Annotated in this window: 19 protein-coding genes and 1 pseudogene; 12 read left to right on the top strand and 8 right to left on the bottom strand. The window is 70.6% G+C overall.

Going from position 1 to position 20,390, the window contains the following annotated elements:
- Positions 1-32 precede the first annotated feature (32 nt).
- From rapZ to whiA, 3 genes are all read left to right on the top strand, one after another.
- On the top strand, positions 33-947 hold the full coding sequence (rapZ, locus tag AB0I81_RS53510; protein ID WP_360675929.1) for an RNase adapter RapZ: 915 nt from the start codon (positions 33-35) through the stop codon (positions 945-947).
- Positions 948-1,114: 167 nt separating this feature from the next.
- Complete coding sequence (yvcK, locus tag AB0I81_RS53505; RefSeq protein WP_360676023.1) at positions 1,115-2,032, top strand: uridine diphosphate-N-acetylglucosamine-binding protein YvcK; 918 nt, start codon at positions 1,115-1,117, stop codon at positions 2,030-2,032.
- Between the two features lie 71 nt (positions 2,033-2,103).
- Complete coding sequence (whiA, locus tag AB0I81_RS53500) at positions 2,104-3,084, top strand: DNA-binding protein WhiA (protein ID WP_043628190.1); 981 nt, start codon at positions 2,104-2,106, stop codon at positions 3,082-3,084.
- Positions 3,085-3,424: 340 nt separating this feature from the next.
- On the opposite strand, the gene AB0I81_RS53495 is transcribed toward whiA, so the two are convergent.
- Complete coding sequence (locus AB0I81_RS53495) at positions 3,425-4,069, bottom strand: hypothetical protein (RefSeq protein ID WP_360675926.1); 645 nt, start codon at positions 4,067-4,069, stop codon at positions 3,425-3,427.
- Between the two features lie 184 nt (positions 4,070-4,253).
- On the opposite strand from AB0I81_RS53495, the gene gap reads away from it, so the two are divergent.
- From gap to AB0I81_RS53470, 5 genes are all read left to right on the top strand, one after another.
- A complete protein-coding gene (gap, locus tag AB0I81_RS53490; RefSeq protein WP_360675924.1) occupies positions 4,254-5,258 on the top strand; it encodes a type I glyceraldehyde-3-phosphate dehydrogenase in 1,005 nt (334 codons plus the stop codon).
- A gap of 235 nt (positions 5,259-5,493) precedes the next feature.
- Complete coding sequence (locus AB0I81_RS53485; RefSeq protein WP_360676019.1) at positions 5,494-6,681, top strand: phosphoglycerate kinase; 1,188 nt, start codon at positions 5,494-5,496, stop codon at positions 6,679-6,681.
- A gap of 6 nt (positions 6,682-6,687) precedes the next feature.
- Positions 6,688-7,470, top strand: coding sequence for a triose-phosphate isomerase (tpiA, locus tag AB0I81_RS53480; RefSeq protein WP_360675921.1), 783 nt, complete (start codon positions 6,688-6,690; stop codon positions 7,468-7,470).
- Positions 7,471-7,569: 99 nt separating this feature from the next.
- Positions 7,570-7,800, top strand: a complete 231-nt coding sequence (gene secG, locus AB0I81_RS53475) for a preprotein translocase subunit SecG (RefSeq protein ID WP_185103359.1) — start codon at positions 7,570-7,572, stop codon at positions 7,798-7,800.
- A gap of 74 nt (positions 7,801-7,874) precedes the next feature.
- Positions 7,875-8,219: an RNA polymerase-binding protein RbpA gene (locus tag AB0I81_RS53470; RefSeq protein WP_148433012.1), complete on the top strand. Its 345-nt coding sequence runs from the start codon at positions 7,875-7,877 to the stop codon at positions 8,217-8,219.
- 57 nt (positions 8,220-8,276) lie between these two features.
- Here AB0I81_RS53470 and AB0I81_RS53465 read toward each other — a convergent pair whose 3' ends face one another.
- Entirely contained in the window at positions 8,277-9,851 is a 1,575-nt protein-coding gene (locus AB0I81_RS53465; protein WP_360675917.1) for an amidohydrolase, read from the bottom strand.
- A gap of 246 nt (positions 9,852-10,097) precedes the next feature.
- Positions 10,098-11,474 (bottom strand): FAD-dependent oxidoreductase, encoded by a 1,377-nt coding sequence (locus AB0I81_RS53460; RefSeq protein ID WP_360675914.1) that lies wholly within the window; start codon positions 11,472-11,474, stop codon positions 10,098-10,100.
- A 108-nt stretch (positions 11,475-11,582) separates the two neighbouring features.
- On the opposite strand from AB0I81_RS53460, the gene AB0I81_RS53455 reads away from it, so the two are divergent.
- Positions 11,583-12,608: a GNAT family N-acetyltransferase gene (locus tag AB0I81_RS53455; protein ID WP_360675911.1), complete on the top strand. Its 1,026-nt coding sequence runs from the start codon at positions 11,583-11,585 to the stop codon at positions 12,606-12,608.
- A 284-nt stretch (positions 12,609-12,892) separates the two neighbouring features.
- Here AB0I81_RS53455 and AB0I81_RS53450 read toward each other — a convergent pair.
- Positions 12,893-13,309, bottom strand: a pseudogene (locus tag AB0I81_RS53450) (Clp protease N-terminal domain-containing protein); the annotation flags it as partial.
- 74 nt (positions 13,310-13,383) lie between these two features.
- Between AB0I81_RS53450 and AB0I81_RS53445 the strand changes: the two are divergent.
- Together AB0I81_RS53445 and AB0I81_RS53440 are read left to right on the top strand one after the other, a co-directional pair.
- Complete coding sequence (locus AB0I81_RS53445; RefSeq protein ID WP_360675909.1) at positions 13,384-14,145, top strand: hypothetical protein; 762 nt, start codon at positions 13,384-13,386, stop codon at positions 14,143-14,145.
- Between the two features lie 73 nt (positions 14,146-14,218).
- The gene (locus tag AB0I81_RS53440; protein WP_360675906.1) at positions 14,219-15,088 is read left to right on the top strand and encodes an oxidoreductase; all 870 of its coding nucleotides are present in this window, start codon (positions 14,219-14,221) and stop codon (positions 15,086-15,088) included.
- A gap of 48 nt (positions 15,089-15,136) precedes the next feature.
- On the opposite strand, the gene AB0I81_RS53435 is transcribed toward AB0I81_RS53440, so the two are convergent.
- Positions 15,137-15,883 (bottom strand): methyltransferase domain-containing protein, encoded by a 747-nt coding sequence (locus tag AB0I81_RS53435; protein ID WP_360675903.1) that lies wholly within the window; start codon positions 15,881-15,883, stop codon positions 15,137-15,139.
- A gap of 99 nt (positions 15,884-15,982) precedes the next feature.
- Here AB0I81_RS53435 and add point away from each other — a divergent pair, with 99 nt between their 5' ends.
- Entirely contained in the window at positions 15,983-17,005 is a 1,023-nt protein-coding gene (gene add, locus AB0I81_RS53430) for an adenosine deaminase (RefSeq protein ID WP_360675901.1), read from the top strand.
- Positions 17,006-17,057: 52 nt separating this feature from the next.
- Here add and pgl read toward each other — a convergent pair whose 3' ends face one another.
- The 3 genes from pgl to zwf are packed head-to-tail and all read right to left on the bottom strand — an operon-like array spanning position 17,058 to position 20,390.
- Positions 17,058-17,831 (bottom strand): 6-phosphogluconolactonase, encoded by a 774-nt coding sequence (pgl, locus tag AB0I81_RS53425; protein WP_360675898.1) that lies wholly within the window; start codon positions 17,829-17,831, stop codon positions 17,058-17,060.
- A 23-nt stretch (positions 17,832-17,854) separates the two neighbouring features.
- Positions 17,855-18,769 (bottom strand): glucose-6-phosphate dehydrogenase assembly protein OpcA, encoded by a 915-nt coding sequence (locus AB0I81_RS53420; protein WP_360675895.1) that lies wholly within the window; start codon positions 18,767-18,769, stop codon positions 17,855-17,857.
- A gap of 1 nt (position 18,770) precedes the next feature.
- A complete protein-coding gene (gene zwf, locus AB0I81_RS53415; RefSeq protein WP_360675892.1) occupies positions 18,771-20,390 on the bottom strand; it encodes a glucose-6-phosphate dehydrogenase in 1,620 nt (539 codons plus the stop codon).

Genomic DNA, 20,390 nt, shown 5'->3' with positions numbered 1-20,390 from the left:
GTGAGGGGACGAACGCCGGACGGGGTGCGGCGATGAGTGCCGGACGAAGTGAGGCGGCGAACACCGGAAGAGGCGAGACGGCGAGCACCGATCCGGCGTTCGTCATCGTCACCGGCATGTCGGGGGCCGGGCGCAGCACCGCGGCCAAGGCCCTGGAGGATCTGGGCTGGTTCGTCATCGACAACCTGCCGCCCGGGCTGCTGTTCGCGATGGCCGAGGAGGCGGGCAAGGTCAAGCTGGCCGCCGACAAGGTGGCGGCCGTGGTCGACGTGCGCAGCCTGGCCTTCACCACCGACCTCAACGCGGCCATCGAGGAGCTCGAAGGGCGCGGCGTACGCGTGCGGGTGGTGTTCCTGGAGGCCAGCGACGAGGAACTGGTGCGCAGGTTCGAGAACGTCCGCAGGCCCCACCCGCTCCAGGGAGAGGGACGGCTCGTTGACGGGATCACCCGCGAGCGGGGCATCCTGCGCGAGGTGCGCGCGAACGCCGACCTGGTGATCGACACCTCCTCGCACAACGTGCACGACCTCCGCAACAAGATCGTCGCGTACTTCGGCGGGGAGGACCGGCCGGGGTTGCGGCTCAACGTCGTCTCGTTCGGGTTCAAGTACGGCCTGCCCGTGGACGCCGACCTCGTGGTGGACTGCCGGTTCCTGCCCAACCCGCACTGGGTGCCGGAGCTGCGGCCGATGAACGGGCTCGAAGCGCCGGTCAGCGAGTACGTGCTGGGGCAGCCCGGGGCCAAGGAGTTCCTCGACGCCTACGAGGAGGTCCTGCGGGTGGTCGCGACCGGCTACGCGCGCGAGGGCAAGAGCTATGCGACGCTCGCCGTGGGCTGCACGGGCGGCAAGCACCGCAGTGTCGCGATGGCCGAGCAGGTGGCCGCGCGCCTGCGCGATCGCGGCATGGAGGTTCAGGTGAGTCACCGGGATGTGGGGCGGGAGTGACGGATGAGGACTTTGAAGCTGCTTTGCCGCATCCGGTAGAGGGCCGTTCGGACCATGAGCCGGGCCCCGCGGGGCCCGGTGATGAGTTGGGCAGGTCAGCCTCCGGTGCCGGGGAATTGCCCGGTGTGGTCGTCTGTGACGAGGCAGGTGGTGTGGCCGGGCCGTCGGTGGTGGCGCTGGGTGGCGGGCATGGGCTGTACGCGTCCCTGTCGGCATTACGGATGGTCACCGACCGGTTGACCGCCGTGGTCACCGTCGCCGACGACGGCGGGTCCAGTGGTCGCCTGCGCCGGGAGCTGGGCGTGTTGCCGCCCGGTGACCTGCGCATGGCGCTGGCCGCGCTGTGCGGCGACGACGAGTGGGGCAGCACCTGGAGTGAGGTCGTCCAGCACCGCTTCCGCAGCGAGGGCGAACTGCACGGGCACGCCGTCGGCAACCTGCTGATCGTCGCGCTGTGGGAACTGCTCGGCGACCCCGTGGCCGGGCTCGACTGGGTCGGCCGGCTGCTGGGCGCGCACGGCCGCGTGTTGCCGATGGCCTCGGTGCCGCTCGACATCGTGGCCGAGGTGGAGCTCGACGGCGTCGTCTCGACCGTACGCGGGCAGGTGGCGTGCGCCCTGACCCCCGGCCGCGTACAGGCGATCTCCCTGGTGCCAGAGGACCCGCCCGCCAGACCCGAGGCGGTGACGGCGATCCTGGAGGCCGACTGGGTGGTGTTCGGGCCCGGATCGTGGTTCACCAGCGTGCTTCCGCACCTCAAGGTGCCCGAACTGGCCAGGGCGCTGCACGCCACCAGGGCCAAGCGGCTCGTCACGCTCAACCTGGCGCCCCAGCCGGGCGAGACCGACGACTTCTCCTCCCAGCAACATCTGGAGGTGCTCAGGCAGCACGCCCCCGATCTGTCGATCGACGTCGTACTGGCCGACCGCGGCGTCGTGGACGATCCCGACGCGCTGGAGAAGGCCGCGGCGGCGCTCGGCGCGCGGCTCGTCATGGCCGACGTGGCGGCCGCGGACGGCTCCCCCAGGCATGACCCACGACGTCTTGCCTCCGTCCTGGACGAGATTTTCCTCCAGAAGCGTTGATCCTGGTCGGCGTTGCGCGAAGGTGCGAGAGACTCAAGAGAGCCGGTCTGAATGGGGGAGAGGACGTACGCATGGCGATGACAGGTGTGGTGAAAGACGAACTGAGCCGCCTGCCGGTGCTCAAGCCGTGCTGCCGAAAGGCGGAGGTTTCGACGCTGCTGCGGTTCGCCAGCGGCCTGCACCTGGTGGGTGGGCGGATCGTGATCGAGGCCGAACTCGACACCAACGCCACCGCGCGGCGGCTGATCAAAGACATCGGAGAGGTGTTCGGGCACAAGGCGGAGGTGCTCGTGCTCGCGCCCGCCGGGCTGCGCAAGGGTTCGCGCTACGTCGTGCGCGTCTACCGCGACGGGGAGGCGCTGGCCCGCCAGACGGGACTCATCGACAACCACGGCCGCCCGGTGCGGGGGCTGCCCCGCCAGGTGGTGGCGGGCGCGTCCTGCGACGCCGAGGCGGCCTGGCGGGGGGCGTTCCTGGCGCACGGGTCGCTGACCGAGCCGGGGCGCTCCATGTCGCTGGAGGTCACGTGCCCGGGGCCGGAGGCGGCGCTGGCGCTGGTGGGCTCGGCGCGGCGGCTGAAGATCCACGCCAAGGCGCGCGAGGTGCGCGGCGTGGACCGGGTCGTGGTGCGCGACGGCGACGCGATCAGCGCGCTGCTCACCCGGCTCGGGGCGCACGACAGCGTGCTGGCCTGGGAGGAGCGGCGGATGCGCCGCGAGGTGCGGGCCACCGCCAACCGGCTGGCCAACTTCGACGACGCCAACCTGCGGCGGTCGGCGCGGGCCGCGGTGGCGGCGGGGGCGCGGGTGCAGCGGGCGCTGGAGATCCTTGGTGACGAGGCGCCGGAGCATCTGGTGGTGGCGGGGCGGCTGCGGGTGGAGCACAAGCAGGCGTCTCTGGAGGAACTGGGGCAGATCGCCGATCCGCCGCTGACCAAGGACGCGATCGCGGGGCGGATACGGCGACTGCTGGCCATGGCGGACAAGCGGGCCTCCGACCTGGGAATCCCCAACACCGAGGCCAACCTCACCGTGGACATGCTCGCCCCGTGATCGTTTTACGGCCGCGATCTTTTTACGGCCGCGCGGGATGACATCCGTCCTTTACGGCCGCGGGGGACGACATCCATCCTTTACGGCTCCGCGCGGGAGGACCCACCCGCCGCACGGGGCCGGGCCCCGTCCAGGGAGACGCTCCTCCGGTGGAGGTGGCGCGCCGCCGTGACGCGCGCTCTGTGAGCCGTGGTCGTGGTCGACCCGCTCCTCCCACGGCGGCCAGATGGGCGGCGGCCCTCCGCGTCGCATGCGCGTGGCCCGTGGGCGGCGCTCGTGTGAGCCTCGTGTGAGTGCGGTGCCGTGAAAGGTCTGAATGGGTGGCCGGGGGGTGCGTGGGTCAGTCCTTGGCCGGTTTGCAGGGGGTGAACAGGTCGGCCGTTGGTTTTGGGGTGGGTTGCTGGGCGGGTTCGAAGGGGGCCCGGTATTCCGGTTCCCGGGTCTCCTTCGGCTCCTCGGCGGCCTCCTGGATGCGCTGGGTGCGGCGTACGCGTACGACCCGGAAGGTGACCAGGGCGAGGGCGGCCACGGCCGCCACGGCGACGCCCGCCCAGTCCGGCCACGCCAGCGCCAGCGGGTCCCGGTAGGGCGTCAGCGCGTCCTGCAGGCCGGTGTTGAAGTTGGCCGGGGTGATGTCGCCCACGACGGCGGGGCCGGGTTCGGCGGAGGGCGTATTCCGCTTGGCGCCGACCAGGACGGCAGTGCCCGCGATCTGCCCGGCCACCACGGCGCCGCCCGCGTAGAGCGCGGCGATCGGCGGCAGGAGGAGGCTGCGCGGGCGCACGGCGCCGATCGCGAGCGCCACCAGCAGGGCGATCAGCACCGACAGGCCCAGCAGGACGGAAAGCCCGCCGCCCGACGACATGACGGCCTCCGGCAGGCTCTCCTCGAACAGGACGGCCGCCCCCAGCGCGGCCGTGCCGACGAGTGCCGCCGGCAGCCCTATGACGAGCCCGGATAGCAGGCCGGACCGCTTATGTGTCATCTCAGCCCCCAGAGAATGCACGAATTTACTCCGACGAGTCGGGCACTTTACTCGAACCTCGCAAAACGTGTCGCAAGAACGACGATTCACAGGCCGGGACCTGCAGTGGTCTAAACCAATTTAGGTCCGATAGGGTTCGTGCTTGAGGTTTCAGCCCGCCATCTGTTCGAGGAGATCGGTTCCCGTGAGCATCCGCGTAGGCGTCAACGGCTTCGGCCGCATCGGTCGCAACTTCTGGCGCGCTGTCGCCGCCAGCGGCAAGGACATCGAGATCGTCGCGGTCAACGACCTGACCGACAACGCGACGCTCGCTCACCTGCTGAAGTACGACAGCATCCTGGGCCGCCTGCCGTACGAGGTGAAGGCCACGAGCGACGAGATCACCGTCGATGGCAAGGCGATCAAGGTCTTCGAGGAGCGCGACCCGGGCAAGCTGCCCTGGGGCGACCTCGGCGTTGACGTCGTGCTGGAGTCCACGGGCCTGTTCACCGACGCCAACAAGGCCAAGGTGCACGCCGAGAACGGCGCGAAGAAGGTCATCATCTCCGCCCCGGCGAAGAACGAGGACGTCACCGTGGTCCTCGGCGTCAACGACGGCGACTACGACCCGGCCAGGCACACGATCATCTCCAACGCCTCCTGCACCACCAACTGCCTGGCGCCGATGGCCAAGGTCCTGCATGACTCCTTCACCATCGAGAAGGGTCTGATGACCACCATCCACGCCTACACGCAGGACCAGAACCTGCAGGACGGCCCGCACAAGGACCTGCGCCGCGCCCGCGCCGCCGCGCTCAACGTGGTGCCCACCTCCACCGGCGCCGCCAAGGCCATCGGCCTGGTCCTGCCCGAGCTCAAGGGCAAGCTCGACGGCTTCGCCATGCGCGTGCCGATCCCCACCGGCTCGGCCACCGACCTGACCGTCGACGTCAGCCGTGACGTCACCGTCGAAGAGGTCAACGCCGCGGTGAAGGCCGCCGCCGAGGGCCCGCTCAAGGGCATCATCAGCTACACCGAGGACGAGATCGTCTCCTCCGACATCGTCACCGACCCGGCCTCCTGCATCTTCGACGCCGGTCTGACCAAGGTCATCGGCAACCAGGTCAAGGTCGTCGGCTGGTACGACAACGAGTGGGGCTACTCCAACCGCATCGCCGACCTGATCGAACTGGTGGGCCGCGACCTCTGATGCCGGGCCGCACGCGAAGGGGCGCGCCACCGGTGTGCACGCCAAAGGGCGCGCCGACGGTGCGTACAAGGCCGCCGGTGCGTACAAGGCCGCCGGCGCGTACAAGAAGGAGTGCGCCCTCGGCGCGCACGCGCAAGGGCGCATCTCCGGTGCGCACGCACACAGGCGTGCCTCCGGGGCGCACGCAAGGGGGCCCGCGCCGGGCGCGCGGCCCCGCTGGAACAGGAGCATGAGCATGCGCACGCTCGACGATCTCGACGTGAAGGGGCGGCGCGTGCTCGTGCGCACCGACCTCAACGTCCCCCTCGACGGGGAGACGATCACCGACGACGGCCGCATCCGCGCGTCGGTGCCGACGATCAAGGCCCTGGTGGAGCGGGGCGCGAAGGTCGTCGTCTGCGCCCACCTGGGCAGGCCCAAGGGCCAGGTCAAGCCCGAGTTCTCGCTCAAGCCCGTGGCGGTGCGGCTCGGCGAGCTGCTCGGCCAGGACGTGGCCTTCGCCACCGACGTGGTCGGCGACAGCGCGACGAGCACGGTGCAGGCCCTCCAGGACGGCCAGGTGGCCCTGCTGGAGAATCTGCGCTACGAGCCGGGCGAGGAGTCCAAGGACGACGCCGCGCGCGGCGAGTTCGCGGCGAAGCTGGCGGGGCTGGCCGAGCTGTACGTCGGCGACGGCTTCGGCGCGGTGCACCGCAAGCACGCCAGCGTCTACGACGTGCCCAAGCTGCTCCCGCACGCCGCGGGCGGGCTCGTCGAGGCCGAGGTCGGCGTGCTGAAGAAGCTGACCGAGGACACCGAGCGGCCCTACGTGGTGGTGCTGGGCGGCGCCAAGGTCTCCGACAAGCTCGGCGTCATCGCCAACCTGCTGACCAAGGTCGACCGGCTGCTGATCGGCGGCGGCATGGCGTACACCTTCCTCAAGGCTCAGGGCCACGAGGTCGGCAACTCGCTGCTGCAGGCGGACCAGCTCGACCAGGTGCGCGGCTTCCTCAACGAGGCGGCCCAGCGCGGCGTGGAGCTCGTGCTGCCGGTGGACGTGCTGGCCGCGGTGAGCTTCGGCGCCGACGCCGAGCACGACGTGGTCGAGGCCACGGCCATCCCGGCCGACCGGGAAGGGCTCGACATCGGGCCGAAGACCCGCGAGCTGTTCGCCGCCAAGCTGGCCGACGCCAAGACCGTCTTCTGGAACGGGCCGATGGGCGTGTTCGAGTTCGACGCGTTCTCCGGCGGCACCAGGGCGGTGGCCGAGGCCCTGATCTCCTCCGACGCGTTCACCGTGGTGGGCGGCGGAGACTCCGCGGCGGCCGTACGCAGGCTGCGGCTCCCCGAGGACGGCTTTTCGCACATCTCCACCGGTGGCGGGGCCAGCCTCGAATACCTTGAGGGCAAGGCCCTCCCCGGACTCGCGGCCCTGGAGGACTAGCCACTCATGAGCACGAGGAAGCCGCTCGTCGCCGGTAACTGGAAGATGAACCTCAACCACTTCGAGGCCATCTCGCTGGTCCAGAAACTGGCCTTCGCGCTCAACGACAAGGACTTCGACAAGGTCGAGGTCGCCGTCCTGCCTCCGTTCACCGACCTGCGCAGCGTCCAGACCCTGGTCGACGGCGACAAGCTCAGGATCGTGTACGGCGCCCAGGACCTGTCCCAGCACGACGGCGGCGCCTACACCGGCGAGGTGTCGGGCGCGATGCTGGCCAAGCTCAAGTGCACCTACGTGGCGGTCGGGCACTCCGAGCGCCGCCAATACCACGGCGAGGACGACGACCGGGTCAACGCCAAGGTGCAGGCGGCCTACCGGCACGAGCTCACCCCCATCCTGTGCGTGGGGGAGGCGCTGCACGTGCGTCAAGAGGGCGGACATATCGCGCACATTTGCGCCCAACTCGACGGGGCGCTGCGCAAAATCACGGCCGAGCAGGCAAAATCGATAGTAGTGGCCTACGAACCGGTGTGGGCGATCGGCACCGGCGAGGTGGCCACCCCGGAGGACGCGCAGGAGGCGTGCGGAGCGTTGCGAAACAGACTCGCTGAGCTCTATGACTCCGAAGTGGCCTCTGGGGTCCGTATCCTTTACGGTGGCTCGGTCAAGTCAGGCAATATCAAGGGGATCATGGCGCAGCCGGATGTCGATGGCGCACTCGTCGGAGGGGCCAGCATCGACGCCGGTGAGTTCACGAAGATCTGTCGATTCTCCGATATGCCCGGCTAACTGAGCCGTTCTGGGGGTGCGACTTGACATCAGGTCGTACCCTCAAGAGGCAAGTTTGAATCGTCACGCGTAACAGAGCACTGAAGGAACAGGCATACCGTGGAACTCGGAATCTCCATCGCCCTCATCCTGGCGAGCCTTCTCATGATCCTGCTCGTTCTGCTCCACAAGGGCAAGGGTGGTGGCCTGTCTGACATGTTCGGCGGCGGTTTCTCGTCGAACTTCGGTGGTTCCTCTGTGGTGGAGCGCAACCTCGACCGGCTGACCGTCATCACGGGCACGATCTGGTTCGTCTGCATCATCGCTCTCGGCCTTCTCATGAGGCCCTGAGCAAAGAAGTCAACGCGTGACAGTGATTCTCCCCCCGTGTCTGTACGCGGGGCGATCGAGCGAGGAGTTCATCCGTGGGTAGTGGCAACGCGATCCGTGGCAGCCGAGTCGGTGCCGGCCCGATGGGGGAGGCCGAGCGTGGCGAGGCGGCTCCGAGAGTGCGGGTCTCGTTCTGGTGCGCCAACATGCACGAGACGCGCCCCAGCTTCGCCAGTGACGCAGCGGTTCCCGAGACGTGGGACTGCCCGCGTTGCGGCCTTCCTGCCGGACAGGACGAGGCGGCGCCGCCTGCCCCGCCGAAGAACGAGCCGTACAAGACGCACCTGGCCTACGTGAAGGAGCGCAGGAGCGACAAGGACGGCAAGGCGATCCTCGAGGAGGCACTGGAGCGCCTGCGTAACAACAAGTCCCCCTGGTAGTCAGGCGTAGCAGGAACAGAGAAAGGGCCCCGGGTTCTCCCGGGGCCTTTCTCGTGCTCAGGGCTTCTCGTGGACCAGTTCACCGTCCACGAACGTCATCCGCACGCCCGTCGTCCAGATCTCCCGCGCGGGCAGCTCGAACGGGTCGCGGTCCAGCACCACCAGGTCGGCCGGGCGGCCCGCCTCGATCGCGCCGGCCGGGGAACGGTTGACCCAGGCCGAGCCCGCCGTGTACGCCGTCATGGCCGTGGCCAGGTCGATGCGCTGACCGGGCAGGAACGGGGTCTGCGCGGTCGGGTAGCCGGCGTGCACGGATCCGCCCGGCTCGGTGCGGTTGACCGCCACGTGCATGCCCTGCATCGGGTCGGCGCTGGAGACCGGCCAGTCGCTGCCCGCGCAGAAGCGGGTGCCGTGGTCGAGCAGATCCTTGAACGGGTACTGCCACGACGAGCGCGGCTCCCCCAGGAAGGGCAGCGTCAGCTCGTCCATCTGGGCGTGGTGCGTGGCCCACAGCGGCTGCAGGTTGGCCGTGACGCCCAGCGCCGCGAAGCGCGGCACGTCGGAGGGCTCGATGACCTGGAGGTGGGCGATGTGGTGCCGGTTGGCCGGGTCCGTGCCCGCCAGGCTGTCCAGCACCTCGCGCACGGCCCGCTCGCCGATGGCGTGGAAGTGCGCCTGGAAGCCGCGCCGATCCAGCTCGGCGACGTACTCCCTGAGCTTGTCCGGGTCCACGTACGACAACCCCGTGCCCCCGCACAGGCAGTACGGCTCCAGCGTGGCGGCCGTGAAGTTCTCGGTGATGCCGTCCTGCATGATCTTGACCGAGGTGGCGCGGAAACGGTCGAGCCCCTCGGCGCTCGCCCGGCGCGCCAGCAGGTCCTCGATCTGGTCCAGGCCCCGCGTGCGGTCCCACCACAGGGCGCCCACCACGCGCGCCCGCAGCAGCCCCGAGCCGGCCGCCGCCAGGTAGGTGGGCAACTGGTCGTCGGAGCCCGCGTACGAGCCCACGATGGCGTCCTGCCAGCCCGTGATGCCCAGGGAGAACAGGTGCCGCTGCGCGTCCGCCAGCGCGTCCAGGAGGTCCTGGGCGGTCGGACGGGGGGTGAGCAGGCCGATTAGGTCCATCGCGCCCTCGTGCAGGACGCCCGTGGGGGCGCCGGCCGCGTCGCGTTCGATGCGGCCGTCGGCGGGGTCGGGCGTGCCCGCGGTGATGCCGGCCCGTTCGAGGGCCAGGGAGTTGACCCAGGCGGCGTGGTGGTCGCGCTGGATCAGGTACGCGGGGCGGTCGAGGAAATCGAGCTGCTCGCGATGCGGAAGACCGCCCGGGAATGCCGACATGTCCCAGCCGCCGCCGTCGATCCACTCTTTATCCGGATTTTTCGCAGCGAAGTCCGCGATCTTTTCGATATAAGCATCAAGCCCGAAAACCTCGGACAAATCGCACTTCGCGCGTTCGAGGCCCGCCTGGATCGGATGCACGTGCGCGTCCGTGAAACCGGGCACGAGCAGACCCCCGCCGAGCTCCACCGTCTCGGTGGCCTGCCCGGCCAGGTCCCTCTCCGCGCCCACGGCGGCGATCACGCCGTCACGCACCAGCACGGCCTCGGCCAGGACGCCCTTCGGGGTGAACACGCGGCCACCTCGGAAAAGGATGTTCATCAGATACCTCCGAGGAAACCCCCGCCTTCGGGCGGGGAAGGATCAGAAACACCCTCGCCGCCGGGCTGGCGGAGAGGTGAAACGCCTGTGGAACTGGTGTAAGACCTCAACGAGATTTCCTCTCGGGCGGGCGAGCGGCGGTGAAGCAGGAACCCTCACGGGCGACCGTGGGAATCCTCCTCCATTCGTGGAGGGGGAGGATGCCAACCGCACATCCTGTCAGTGGCCGGTGATCAGGTCGGCGAAACGGGCCAGGGCCGAGGTGCGCGGCCTCGTACGCTCACGGTGATCGGCCACCCGGTACAGGCCGTACATCGCGTGCACGCCCAGCCACCGCAGCGGCTCCGGCTCCCAGGCCCGCACCTGGCGGCCCACCCAGGGCAGCGAGGTCAGCTCCGTCTCCTCCCCGAGTATCAGGTCGCGCAGCGTGCGGCCGGCCAGGTTCGTGGTGGTCACGCCGTGGCCGGTGTAGCCGCCCGCCCAGCCCAGGCCCGTGTCGGGGTTGACGTGCACGGCCGAGCACCAGTCACGCGGCACCCCGAGCACGCCGGACCAGGCGTGCGCGATCGAGGAGGAGCGGGCGGCGGGGAAGAAGTCGGTCAGCAGCCGCCACAGGGCCTCGACCGTCCACTCGTGGGTGTGGCCGCGGGCGTCGACGCGCGAGCCGTACAGGTACGGTCGCCCCCGCCCGCCGAAGGCGATGCGGTCGTCGGCGGTGCGCTGGGCGTACATGTAGTAGTGGGCCAGGTCGCCGAGCAGTTCGGCGCCGTGCCAGCCCGTCTCCTCCCAGAAGGACGGGGGCAGGGGCTCTGTGACGATCATGGAGCTGTTCATCGGGAGCCACAACCGGCGCAGGTGTGGCAGGCGGGCCGTGAAGCCCTCGGTGGCGCGGATCACGTGACCCGCCGACACCGTGCCGTACGGGGTGATCGCCCGGTGCGGGGCGATCGCGGTCACCGGGGTGCGCTCGTAGATGGGCACCCCGAGGTCGCGTACGGCCCTGGCCAGCCCCTGAGCCAGCTTGGCCGGCTGGATGCGCGCGCAGTGGGGGCTCCAGGAGGCCGCCAGGGCCCCGGAGATCCGTACGTGGTCCGCGGGGTCCACCAGGCGCAGATCGGCCTCCCCGATGCCCCAGGAGCGGGCTGAGACCACGCTCTCGCGCAGCCGTACGGCCTGGGAGGGGGTGCGGGCCACGTTCAGCACGCCGCCCTTGACCAGGTCGCAGTCGATCGACTCGGTGCGGCAGACCTGGATGACCTCGTCGATGGAGTCGTACATCACGCGCTGCAGCCGCCGCGCGCCCTGGCCGTAGCGCTCGTGCGAGCCCGCCAGGTCGCCGGTCAGCCAGCCGCCGTTGCGCCCCGACGCGCCGAACCCGGCGAACTCCTGCTCCAGCACCACCACGTTGAGGGACGGGCGCGCCCGCTTGAGGTAGTACGCGGTCCACAGGCCGGTGTAGCCGGCGCCGACGATCGCCACGTCGGCCTGGAGATCACCGTCGAGCCGGGGGCCGGGGGCGGGCAGGCCGAGGGACCGGTACCAGAAGGAGACGTCGCCGTTCACAAACCCGGACGACAACGGGACACGCGCACTCATAGCGACATATCCTGCTATATCGGGATAAGTCGGCGCATCTTGCGACGAAATGCGCAATGAAACACGTCGTTAGCGGGCGCGTAACAGCCGCCGGGCATGCTCGGACACATGGGATTCTTGCGCATCCGCACCACAGTGGACGAGCGACCCGGCCGCCTGGCCTCTCTGGCCTCGGCCCTGGCGGCCAGGGGCGGCAACATCCTCGGCCTGAGCGTACAGTCCGACACCGACGGCACCGTGGACGAGTTCGTCGCCGACATCCCCGCCCACCCCGAGACCGTGCGCGAAGCCCTGGAGGCCGCCGGGGGCCGCCGCGTGCAGGTGGTGCCCGCCACCGCGCACGAGCTGACCGACGAGCCCACCAGGGCGCTGCTGCTGGCCTCCAGGCTGCGTACGATGCCGTGGCGGCTGCCGGAACTGCTGGCCGAACTGCTGCGCGCGGACGACGCCCGCTGGGTCTATGGTGAGGCCGTGAGCGATCTCCCCGACCCGACCCGGCTCGTCGTGCCTGTCGCGCCCAAGCGCTCGGTCCGGCTGCGCCGCGCCGAGTTGCCGTTCACGCTGACCGAGGCGGCCAGGGCGGCGGCCTTCGCCCGGCTCGCGCAGCCCGCCGCCGAGCAGGGCGGCGCGAGCGAGCGCGGGGTCAAGCTCGCCGACGGGGCCGAGGTCGCCGTGCGGCCCCTCACCTCGATCTACCGCGAGGCCGTGCGCGACCTGCACGACAGGTGCTCGCCCGAGTCGCGCAGGTTCCGCTACTTCACCTCGATGCCCGCGCTGCCGCCGCGCATGTTCGACCGGCTCTGCGACAGGAGCAGGGGATACTCGCTGGTCGCCGGGCACGACGGGCAGGTCGTGGGGATGGCCAACCTGATGTTCACCCCCGATCCGGGCATCGCGGAGATGGCCTTCCTGGTCGAGGACCGCTGGCAGGGGCATGGCCTGGGCACGGCGATGGCCAGGATGCTGGTACGCGCCGCCCGCGACCTCGGGTACGCCGAGGTCAGAGCCACGATGCTGGCCGACAACGTCCGGATGCGCAGGCTGCTGATCTCGCTCGGCGCCACGCTGGCCTACACCGAGGACCCCGGCGTGGTGGAGGCCCGGCTACCGGTCGGCGCCCTGGCCTCAGCCTGAAGCGAACCGGCTTCAGCCTGGAGCGCACCGGCCTCAGCCTGGAACGTACTGGGCCTCAGCTCAGAGCGCACCGGACTTCAGCTCAGAGCGCACCGGGCTCAGCCCAGGCCCTCCTCGTCGTCGCCCCGCAGCGGGTCGGCGGGAGGATCCGCCCGGTTGATGCCCAGGTGGCGCTCGATGCGATCGAGGCTCTCCTGGATCTGGGTGAGCCGATCGTTCAGCAGCGACCCGCCGCCGAACAACATCTCCGGCGGGCGCTCCTTGGAGCCGCGGCCCACGCGGTCCACCACGCGCTGGCGCACGTCCGCCAGGTCCGTACCCGCGTCCGCGAGCGCCTGGGCGGCCAGGCCCTCGCCCTCCCTGATCAGCCCGAGCAGGATGTGCTCGGTGCCGATGTAGTTGTGCCGCAGTTGCAGCGCCTCGCGCAGCGACAGCTCCAGGACCTTCTTGGCCCGCGGCGTGAACGGGATGTGCCCGCCGGGCGACTTCGGGCCGTTGCCCACCTCGCGCGCGATGAAGGCGCGTACCTGGTCGAGATTCACTCCGCAACTGTCGAGCACCAGCGAGGCCAGTCCCTCACCCTCGTGGATGAGGCCGAGCAATATGTGCTCCGTGCCGATGTAGTTGTGGTTCATCGTCCGCGCCTCCTCCTGGGCGAGGACGATGACCCTGCGCGCACGGTCGGTGAAGCGTTCGAACACCGGGGGGCCTCCGTTCGGCTGGGGCTGCCTCCACTATGCGCTACAGAACCGCAGATGTGGGGTATTTGTCCTGTGTGGATCTTGACGAGGTGGCGGACCGGCTGTATGCGTTGCCGCCGTCCGAGTTCACCGCCGCGCGTACGGCGGAGGCCCGTGCGGCCAAGGACGAGGGCGACGTACGGCTCTCGCGGGAGATCGCGAAGCTGCGCAGGCCGACGGTGTCCGCCTGGGCGGTGAACCGGCTGGCCAGGGAGCATCCCGGCGAGCTGGCCGAGCTCCTGGACCTGGGGGAGCGGCTGCGGGCGGCCTGGCAGGAACAGGACGCCGACGTACTGGCCGAGCTGACCCGGCGCAGAGGCGAGGTGACCGGGACGGCGGGCAGGCTCGCCAGGCAGGCGGGCGGCCTGTCGGCCGGCGCGGGGACGGAGGTGGACCAGACCCTGGACGCCGCCGTCGTGGACGCCGAGGCGGCCGCGGAGGTGCGCCGCGGGCGCCTGGTCAAGCCGCTGCACTACAGCGGCTTCGCCCCCGCGCCCATCCCGCGCGAGCGGCCGGGCCCGAGGAAGAGGAGCGCCGAGGACGAGGCAGAGCAGGCCAGGCGGCGCGAGGAGGCCGAGGCCGCGCGGGCCAGGGAACGAGAGCAGGCCCGGGCGGCGCACCAGGAGTGGCTCCAGGCGCTGGAGACGGCGAAAGCGGAGCACGAGGAGCGGGCCGAGAAGGTCGCGCGGCTGGAGAAGAAGCTGGCCAAGGCGCGCAAGAGGCTCGACGACGCGCGGCAGCGCCTTGAGGTGACGCAACGGGAGGAGCGGCAGGCCCGCCGGCGGCTGGATCGCTAAGGCTTACGGGATCATTAGGGTGTACTGGATCATTAGGGTGTACGAAACGGTTTCGTACATTCACGGAGCAGCGATGACATCCTGGACCCCCGCCTCCATCCCGGACCTCACCGGCAAGACGGCCATCGTGACCGGCGCCAACAGCGGCATCGGCCTGCCCACCGCGCTCGAACTGGCCAGGCACGGCGCGCACGTCATCGTGGCGGCACGAAACCCGGGCAAGGGTGAGGAGGCGGTCGCGAGCATCCTGCGGGCCGTGCCGGGCGCGCGGGTCGAGTACGGCCGGCTGGACCTGGCGGACCTGGACTCGGTCAGGCGGTTCGCCGAGGGCGTGACCGAGCTGGACCTGCTGGTCAACAACGCCGGCATCGCCATGGTCCCCAGGCAGCTCACCCAGGACGGCTTCGAGCTGCAGTTCGGCACCAACCACCTGGGCCACTACGCGCTCACGGGGCTGCTGCTGCCGTTGCTGGCCGTCCGTCCCGCGGCCCGCGTCGTGACCGTCTCCAGCGACGCCTACAGCGCGGGCAGGATCGACTTCGATGATCTCGGCCTGGAGCGCCGCTACAACCGGATCGCCGCCTACGCGCGCTCCAAGCTCGCCAACATGCTGTTCGGGCTGGAGCTGCAGCGCCGGGCGGCCGAGGCCGGGATGGACCTGAAGAGCATGGTGGTGCATCCGGGCATGGCCGCCACGGGCATCGTCAAGCTGGGACCGCTCATGCCGCTCACGAAGCTGTTCCTGAAGCCGGCCGCGGTGGGAGCGGTGCCCTCGCTCTACGCGGCGACCTCGCCCGACGTGCGCGGCGGCGAGTTCATCGGGCCCAAGGGCAAGCTGCTGCGTACGGCGGAGGTTGGCCGCTCGGAGGAGCTCGCCGCGCGGCTGTGGGAGGTCTCCGCCGACCTGACCGGCGTACGATTCCAGCAGTTCGCCGGCAACTGAAGGACGTGTGCCGGCCAAGGACCCCGGCGACGTGACTGACGGCGCCTCTCACCTGCTCGCCCGCGCCAGGTAGGCGCAGACGGGAAACCCCTCCCGCTCGTACGGCGCCGCGAGCCGGAGATACTCGGCCCTGATGCGCGCCACGGCCTCCGGCGGCTGGGCGGCGATCCTGCCGTACCTGGGCCCGCCGTCCTGCACGATGTCCGTCCACCACGCCGCCAGATCCACCTGGTGCCGCCATCTGACGAGCTCCACGGCCACCTCCCGGAAACCCGCCGCCTCCAGCAGTTCGGTGAAGCGCGCCGGGGTGGCGTGGGCGGTGAACGGCCGGGGCGGGAAGTCGTAGGGCACCTCGGCGGCGGCGATGGCCTCGGTGAAGACGCTCGTGGCCGCCATCTCGTCGGCCTTCCACCAGGTCAGGGCCAGTGTCCCGGCCGGGCGCAGCAGGCGGTGCAGCTCACGCAGCGCCGCCGGGGCGTCGGGGACATGATTAATGACGAAATTTCCCGCTATAACGTCAAACTGCGCGTCCTCGAACGGCAGGTGGGGGAGCGCGGCGTGCCGGATGGTCGCGTACGGATGACGGCGGGCGGTCAGCGCCAGCATGGCCGGATCGGCGTCCACGGCGGTGACCTCTGCTCCCAGCGCGAGCGCCGCCGCCGTCACCACGCCGGTGCCGCAGCCCACGTCCAGCAGGCGCGGGGCTCCCAGCCGGCCGGCCGTGGCGAGGAGGGGGCCGACGGTGTGGGAGCTGAGGTGGGCGAAGCCGCGATCGTACGCTTCGGCGTTGGTCACGCACCCCAGCGTAACCCAGCCACCGAACCTGACAATCTGATGTGAGATTTCCCCAAGAAGGCTGTTTTTCCGCGATATTTCGCCCATATGGTCATCGCCATGACGACCATCGACACCTTCATCGACGCACTTCCGAAGGTCGAGCTGCACGTTCACCTCGTGGGCTCGGCCTCCGTCCCCACCGTGCTGGAACTGTCGCGCCGCCACCCCGGCAGCGGCGTGCCCACCTCGGAGGAGGAACTGCGCCGCTTCTACACCTTCACCGACTTCCCGCACTTCGCCCGGGTGTACCAGGCCGTCAACGCGCTGGTACGCACCCCCGAGGACGTGGCCACCCTCGTGCTCGGCCTGGCCCGCGACCTCGTGCCCCAGGGCGCCCGATACGCGGAACTGCAGGTCACCCCGTTCGCCCACCACACGCTCGGCATGCCCATGCGCGAGGTCACCGAGGCCCTGGACATCGCCGCGAGCCGCTCGCTCAGCGACTACGGCATCGAGATGGCCTACATCTTCGACATTCCCGGAGAGCTCGGCGAGGAGGCCGCCAAGGTGACCCTGGAGCACGCCCTGCGGGAACCTCCCGCCGCGTTGGTAGGTTTCGGCATCGGCGGGATCGAACAGGAACGCCCGAAATACCGCGACGCCTTCCGCTCGGCGTTCTCGGCCGCCCGCGCGGCGGGCCTGCACAGCGTCCCGCACGGGGGCGAGATGAGCGGCCCGGAGACGGTCTGGGAGGTCATCGAGGGCTACGGCGCCGAGCGCATCGGCCACGGCATCAACGCCCTGGCCGACCCCCGCCTGGTGGCCCACCTGCGCGAGACCCAGCTCCCGCTGGACGTGTGCCCGACCTCCAACCTGTGCACGGGCCAGATCACCCGCATCGAGGACCACCCGCTGCCCCGGATGCTGGAGGAGGGCCTGTACGTCACGCTGAACAGCGACGACCCGCCGATGTTCGCCACGACCCTGGCCGATGAGTACCGGGTGGCGCACCGGGCGTTCGGCTTCGGCAAGGAAGAACTGGCGCAACTGGCGCGGAACGGGGTGCGGGCATCGTACCTGCCGCAAGACCGCAAGCAGGCACTCCTGTCAGAGATCGACGACCTGGTCAGCGCCGGCTGAGACCGGCGGCCCTCCAGGCACGAACCCGGAGAGCCGCCGCCGTGTCAGTAGCTCACGGCGAGGCCATGCGGCCCAGCCCCGGCGGGATCTTGCTCGCCGCCGTGCGATCCAGCAGGAACAACGTCCGCCCCCGGCCCCTGGCCCCGGCCGCCGGCACCTGTACGGGCCCCGAGTCCGACAGCGCCAGCCGTACCGCGCCCGACTTCTCCTCACCGGCCGCCACCACCCACACCTCGCGCGCGGCCTGGATGGCGGGCAGCGTCAGCGAGATGCGGGTCGGCGGCGGCTTCGGGGCGCCGTGCACGGCCACCACCGGACGGGTGTCGTAGAGGGCGGGCATGCCGGGGAACAACGAGGCCACGTGCGAGTCGGGGCCCATGCCGAGCAGCAGCACGTCGAAGTTCGGCACAGGGCCGTGATCCTCGGGCCTGGCGGCCTTGCGGAGTTCGGCGGCGTAGGCGTCGGCCGACTCCTCGGCCGTCATGCCCGAGTCGGGTCCCCGCATGACGTGCACCCGCGCGGGGTCCACGTCCACGTGGTCGAGCAGCGCCTGGCGGGCGCCGGTCTCGTTGCGCTCCTTGTCGCCGGTGGGCACGAAACGTTCGTCGCCCCACCAGACGTCCAGCCGCCGCCAGTCCACCGCGTCCCTGGCGGGCGTGGCGGCGATGGCCGCCAGCGTGGCGATGCCGACCGTGCCGCCCGTCAGCACGATCGACGCCGAGCCCTTGGCCGACTGCGCGTCGACCAGCCGGGTGATGATCCGCGCCGCCACGGCCTTGGCCAGGACGTCGGCGTCGCGGTGCACGACGATGCTGGGAACGCTCACGGTCGCCATCCCTTGAACTGCCGTCATCCCTTGTACGTCCTCGCGAACCGCTTGACCGCGGCCTCATAGATCTCGTCGGAGTCGAGCCTGCGCAGCTCCTCGGCCATCAGCTCCGAGGTGTGCCGCCTGGCCAGGGCCACGTTCCTGTCGGGCTGGCCGGGGCGGGAGAGCGTGGCGAGCCTGGCGTCGGTCCTGACCACGGCCAGTTCGCCGTCGCCCAGCTGCAGGCGTACGGCGGTCAGGCCGGGGCCGGCGGACTCGGCGACCTTGACCGGAGCCCCGAGGCGCTCGGCCAGCCAGGCGGCCAGCAGCGACGCGCTCGGATGGCCGGGGGCGGCCTCCACGACACCCTTGCGCACCTTGCCCACCTGCTGGTCGAACGCGGCGGCCAGCAGGCTGCGCCACGGCGTCAGGCGGGCCCAGGCCAGGTCGGTGTCGCCGCGGGCGTACCCCTTGGCCCGGACCACCAGCGACTTGACGCCGCCGTCGTCGAAGCCCTTGGCGTCGGTGATGCGCCGCTGCGCCAGCGCCCCGATCGCGTCCTTGGACGGCGCGTCGGGGGCCAGGCCCGGCCACCACGCCACGACCGGGGTGTCGGGCAGCAGCAGCGGGCTGACCACGGAGTCGGCGTGCTGGGTCAGCTCGCCGTACAGGCGCAGCACCACCACCTCACCCGGCGTGGACTCGCCGATCCGCAGCTCCGCGTCGAGCCTGATGGCCTCCTCCGGCTCGCGGTTGATCACCACGATGATGCGCGAGGGGTGCTCGCGGGCCGCCTCGGTGGCCGCGCGCAGCGCGTCGTACTGGTGGCGCTCCTCGCAGACCACGACCAGCGTGAGCACCATGCCGATGGCGGGCGCGCCCATCTGGTGGCGCAGGTGGGTGAACTGCGCGGCGATCTTCCCGGCCGTCGTGTCCGTCAGCATGAACGTCGTCATGTCAGAGCCTCCTCCACACGCGGCCGTCGCGGGCCATCATCGCGTCGGCCGACTCCGGCCCCCACGAACCCGACTCGTACGGACCCGGCTGGCCCTGCGTGGCCCAGAACTCCTCGATCGGGTCGAGGATCTTCCACGACAGCTCCACCTCCCGCTGGTGCGGGAAGAGCGGCGGGTCGCCGATCATCACGTCGAGCAGCAACCGTTCGTACGCCTCGGGCGAGGACTCCAGGAACGACTCCCCGTAGGCGAAGTCCATGGAGACGTCGCGCACCTCCATGGCCGTGCCGGGCACCTTCGAGCCGAACCGCACGGTGATGCCCTCGTCCGGCTGGACCCGGATCACCAGCGCGTTCTGGCCGAGAATCTCGGTGTCGTCCTTGCTGAAGGGCAGGTGCGGGGCCCGCTGGAACACCACGGCCACCTCGGTGACGCGGCGGCCCAGACGCTTGCCGGTACGCAGGTAGAACGGCACCCCCGCCCAGCGCCGGTTGGCGATCTCCAGCTTGACGGCGGCGTAGGTCTCGGTGATGGACTCCTGCGAGATGCCGTCCTCCTGCAGGTAGCCGACGACCTTCTCGCCGCCCTGCCAGCCCGCGGAGTACTGGCCGCGCGCGGTGCCCAGCCCCAGGTCGGCCGGCAGCCGCACGGCCTTGAGCACCTTCTCCTTCTCCCGCCGCAGCGCGGAGGCGTCGAAGGAGGTCGGGTCCTCCATCGCGACCAGCGCCAGGAGCTGGAGCAGGTGGTTCTGGATCACGTCGCGGGCCGCGCCGATGCCGTCGTAGTAGCCCGCGCGGCCCCCGATGCCGATGTCCTCGGCCATGGTGATCTGCACGTGGTCGACGAAGCTGCGGTTCCAGATCGGCTCGTAGAGGTTGTTGGCGAACCGCAGCGCCATGATGTTCTGGACGGTCTCCTTGCCCAGGTAGTGGTCGATCCTGAAGATCGAGCTCTCCGGGAAGGCCGAGGTGGTGATCTCGTTCAGCTCGTGGGCCGACTTAAGGTCGTGCCCGAACGGCTTCTCGATGACCACCCGCCGCCACGAGCCGTCGGGCGCGTCGGACAGCCCCGTGCGCTTGAGCTGCTCCACCACCGTGGGAAAGAACTTCGGCGGCACGGACAGGTAGAAAGCGTAGTTTCCGCCCGTGCCCCTGGTCTCGTCGATCTCTGCCAAAGCCATGGCCAGCGCGTCGAACGCGCCGTCGTCGGAGAACTCGCCCGGCACGAAGTGGATGCCCTCGCGGATCTGCTTCCAGACCTCCTCCCGGAAGGGCGTCCTGGCGTGCGCCTTGACCGCGTCATACGTCAACTGGGCGAAATCCTGGTCCTTCCAATCCCGCCGGGCGAACCCGACCAGCGAGAAACCGGGCGGCAGCAGCCCCCTGTTGCCCAGGTCGTAAATGGCCGGCAACAGCTTGCGCTTGGCCAGGTCACCCGTCACGCCGAACAACACCATCACGCACGGTCCCGCCACCCGGGGCAGCCGCTTGTCGCGCGGGTCGCGCAGCGGGTTGGCGGCCGCCACCGCCTCGGTGGTGGCGGTGCCCGCGACGGCCGCCGCCACGGTGACGGCCTCCTCCGCGGGCACTGCCGGCTCTGCCGGATCTGCCGGGTCTGTCAT

The sequence above is a fragment of the Nonomuraea sp. NPDC050404 genome (genome assembly GCF_040655495.1).
GTDB lineage: Bacteria > Actinomycetota > Actinomycetes > Streptosporangiales > Streptosporangiaceae > Nonomuraea.
The sequence above is the reverse complement of the archived record's forward strand: the minus strand, read 5'-3'. Positions and strand labels throughout refer to the sequence as shown.

What these genes read in the sequence shown, in the direction of transcription:
- rapZ (WP_360675929.1), top strand. Translation starts at nt 33, where the DNA reads ATGAGTGCCGGACGAAGTGAGGCGGCGAACACCGGAAGAGGCGAGACG.
- whiA (WP_043628190.1), top strand. Translation starts at nt 2,104, where the DNA reads ATGGCGATGACAGGTGTGGTGAAAGACGAACTGAGCCGCCTGCCGGTG.
- AB0I81_RS53495 (WP_360675926.1), bottom strand. Translation starts at nt 4,069, where the DNA reads ATGACACATAAGCGGTCCGGCCTGCTATCCGGGCTCGTCATAGGGCTG.
- AB0I81_RS53485 (WP_360676019.1), top strand. Translation starts at nt 5,494, where the DNA reads ATGCGCACGCTCGACGATCTCGACGTGAAGGGGCGGCGCGTGCTCGTG.
- tpiA (WP_360675921.1), top strand. Translation starts at nt 6,688, where the DNA reads ATGAGCACGAGGAAGCCGCTCGTCGCCGGTAACTGGAAGATGAACCTC.
- AB0I81_RS53460 (WP_360675914.1), bottom strand. Translation starts at nt 11,474, where the DNA reads ATGAGTGCGCGTGTCCCGTTGTCGTCCGGGTTTGTGAACGGCGACGTC.
- AB0I81_RS53455 (WP_360675911.1), top strand. Translation starts at nt 11,583, where the DNA reads ATGGGATTCTTGCGCATCCGCACCACAGTGGACGAGCGACCCGGCCGC.
- AB0I81_RS53440 (WP_360675906.1), top strand. Translation starts at nt 14,219, where the DNA reads ATGACATCCTGGACCCCCGCCTCCATCCCGGACCTCACCGGCAAGACG.
- add (WP_360675901.1), top strand. Translation starts at nt 15,983, where the DNA reads ATGACGACCATCGACACCTTCATCGACGCACTTCCGAAGGTCGAGCTG.
- AB0I81_RS53420 (WP_360675895.1), bottom strand. Translation starts at nt 18,769, where the DNA reads ATGACGACGTTCATGCTGACGGACACGACGGCCGGGAAGATCGCCGCG.
- zwf (WP_360675892.1), bottom strand. Translation starts at nt 20,390, where the DNA reads ATGACAGACCCGGCAGATCCGGCAGAGCCGGCAGTGCCCGCGGAGGAG.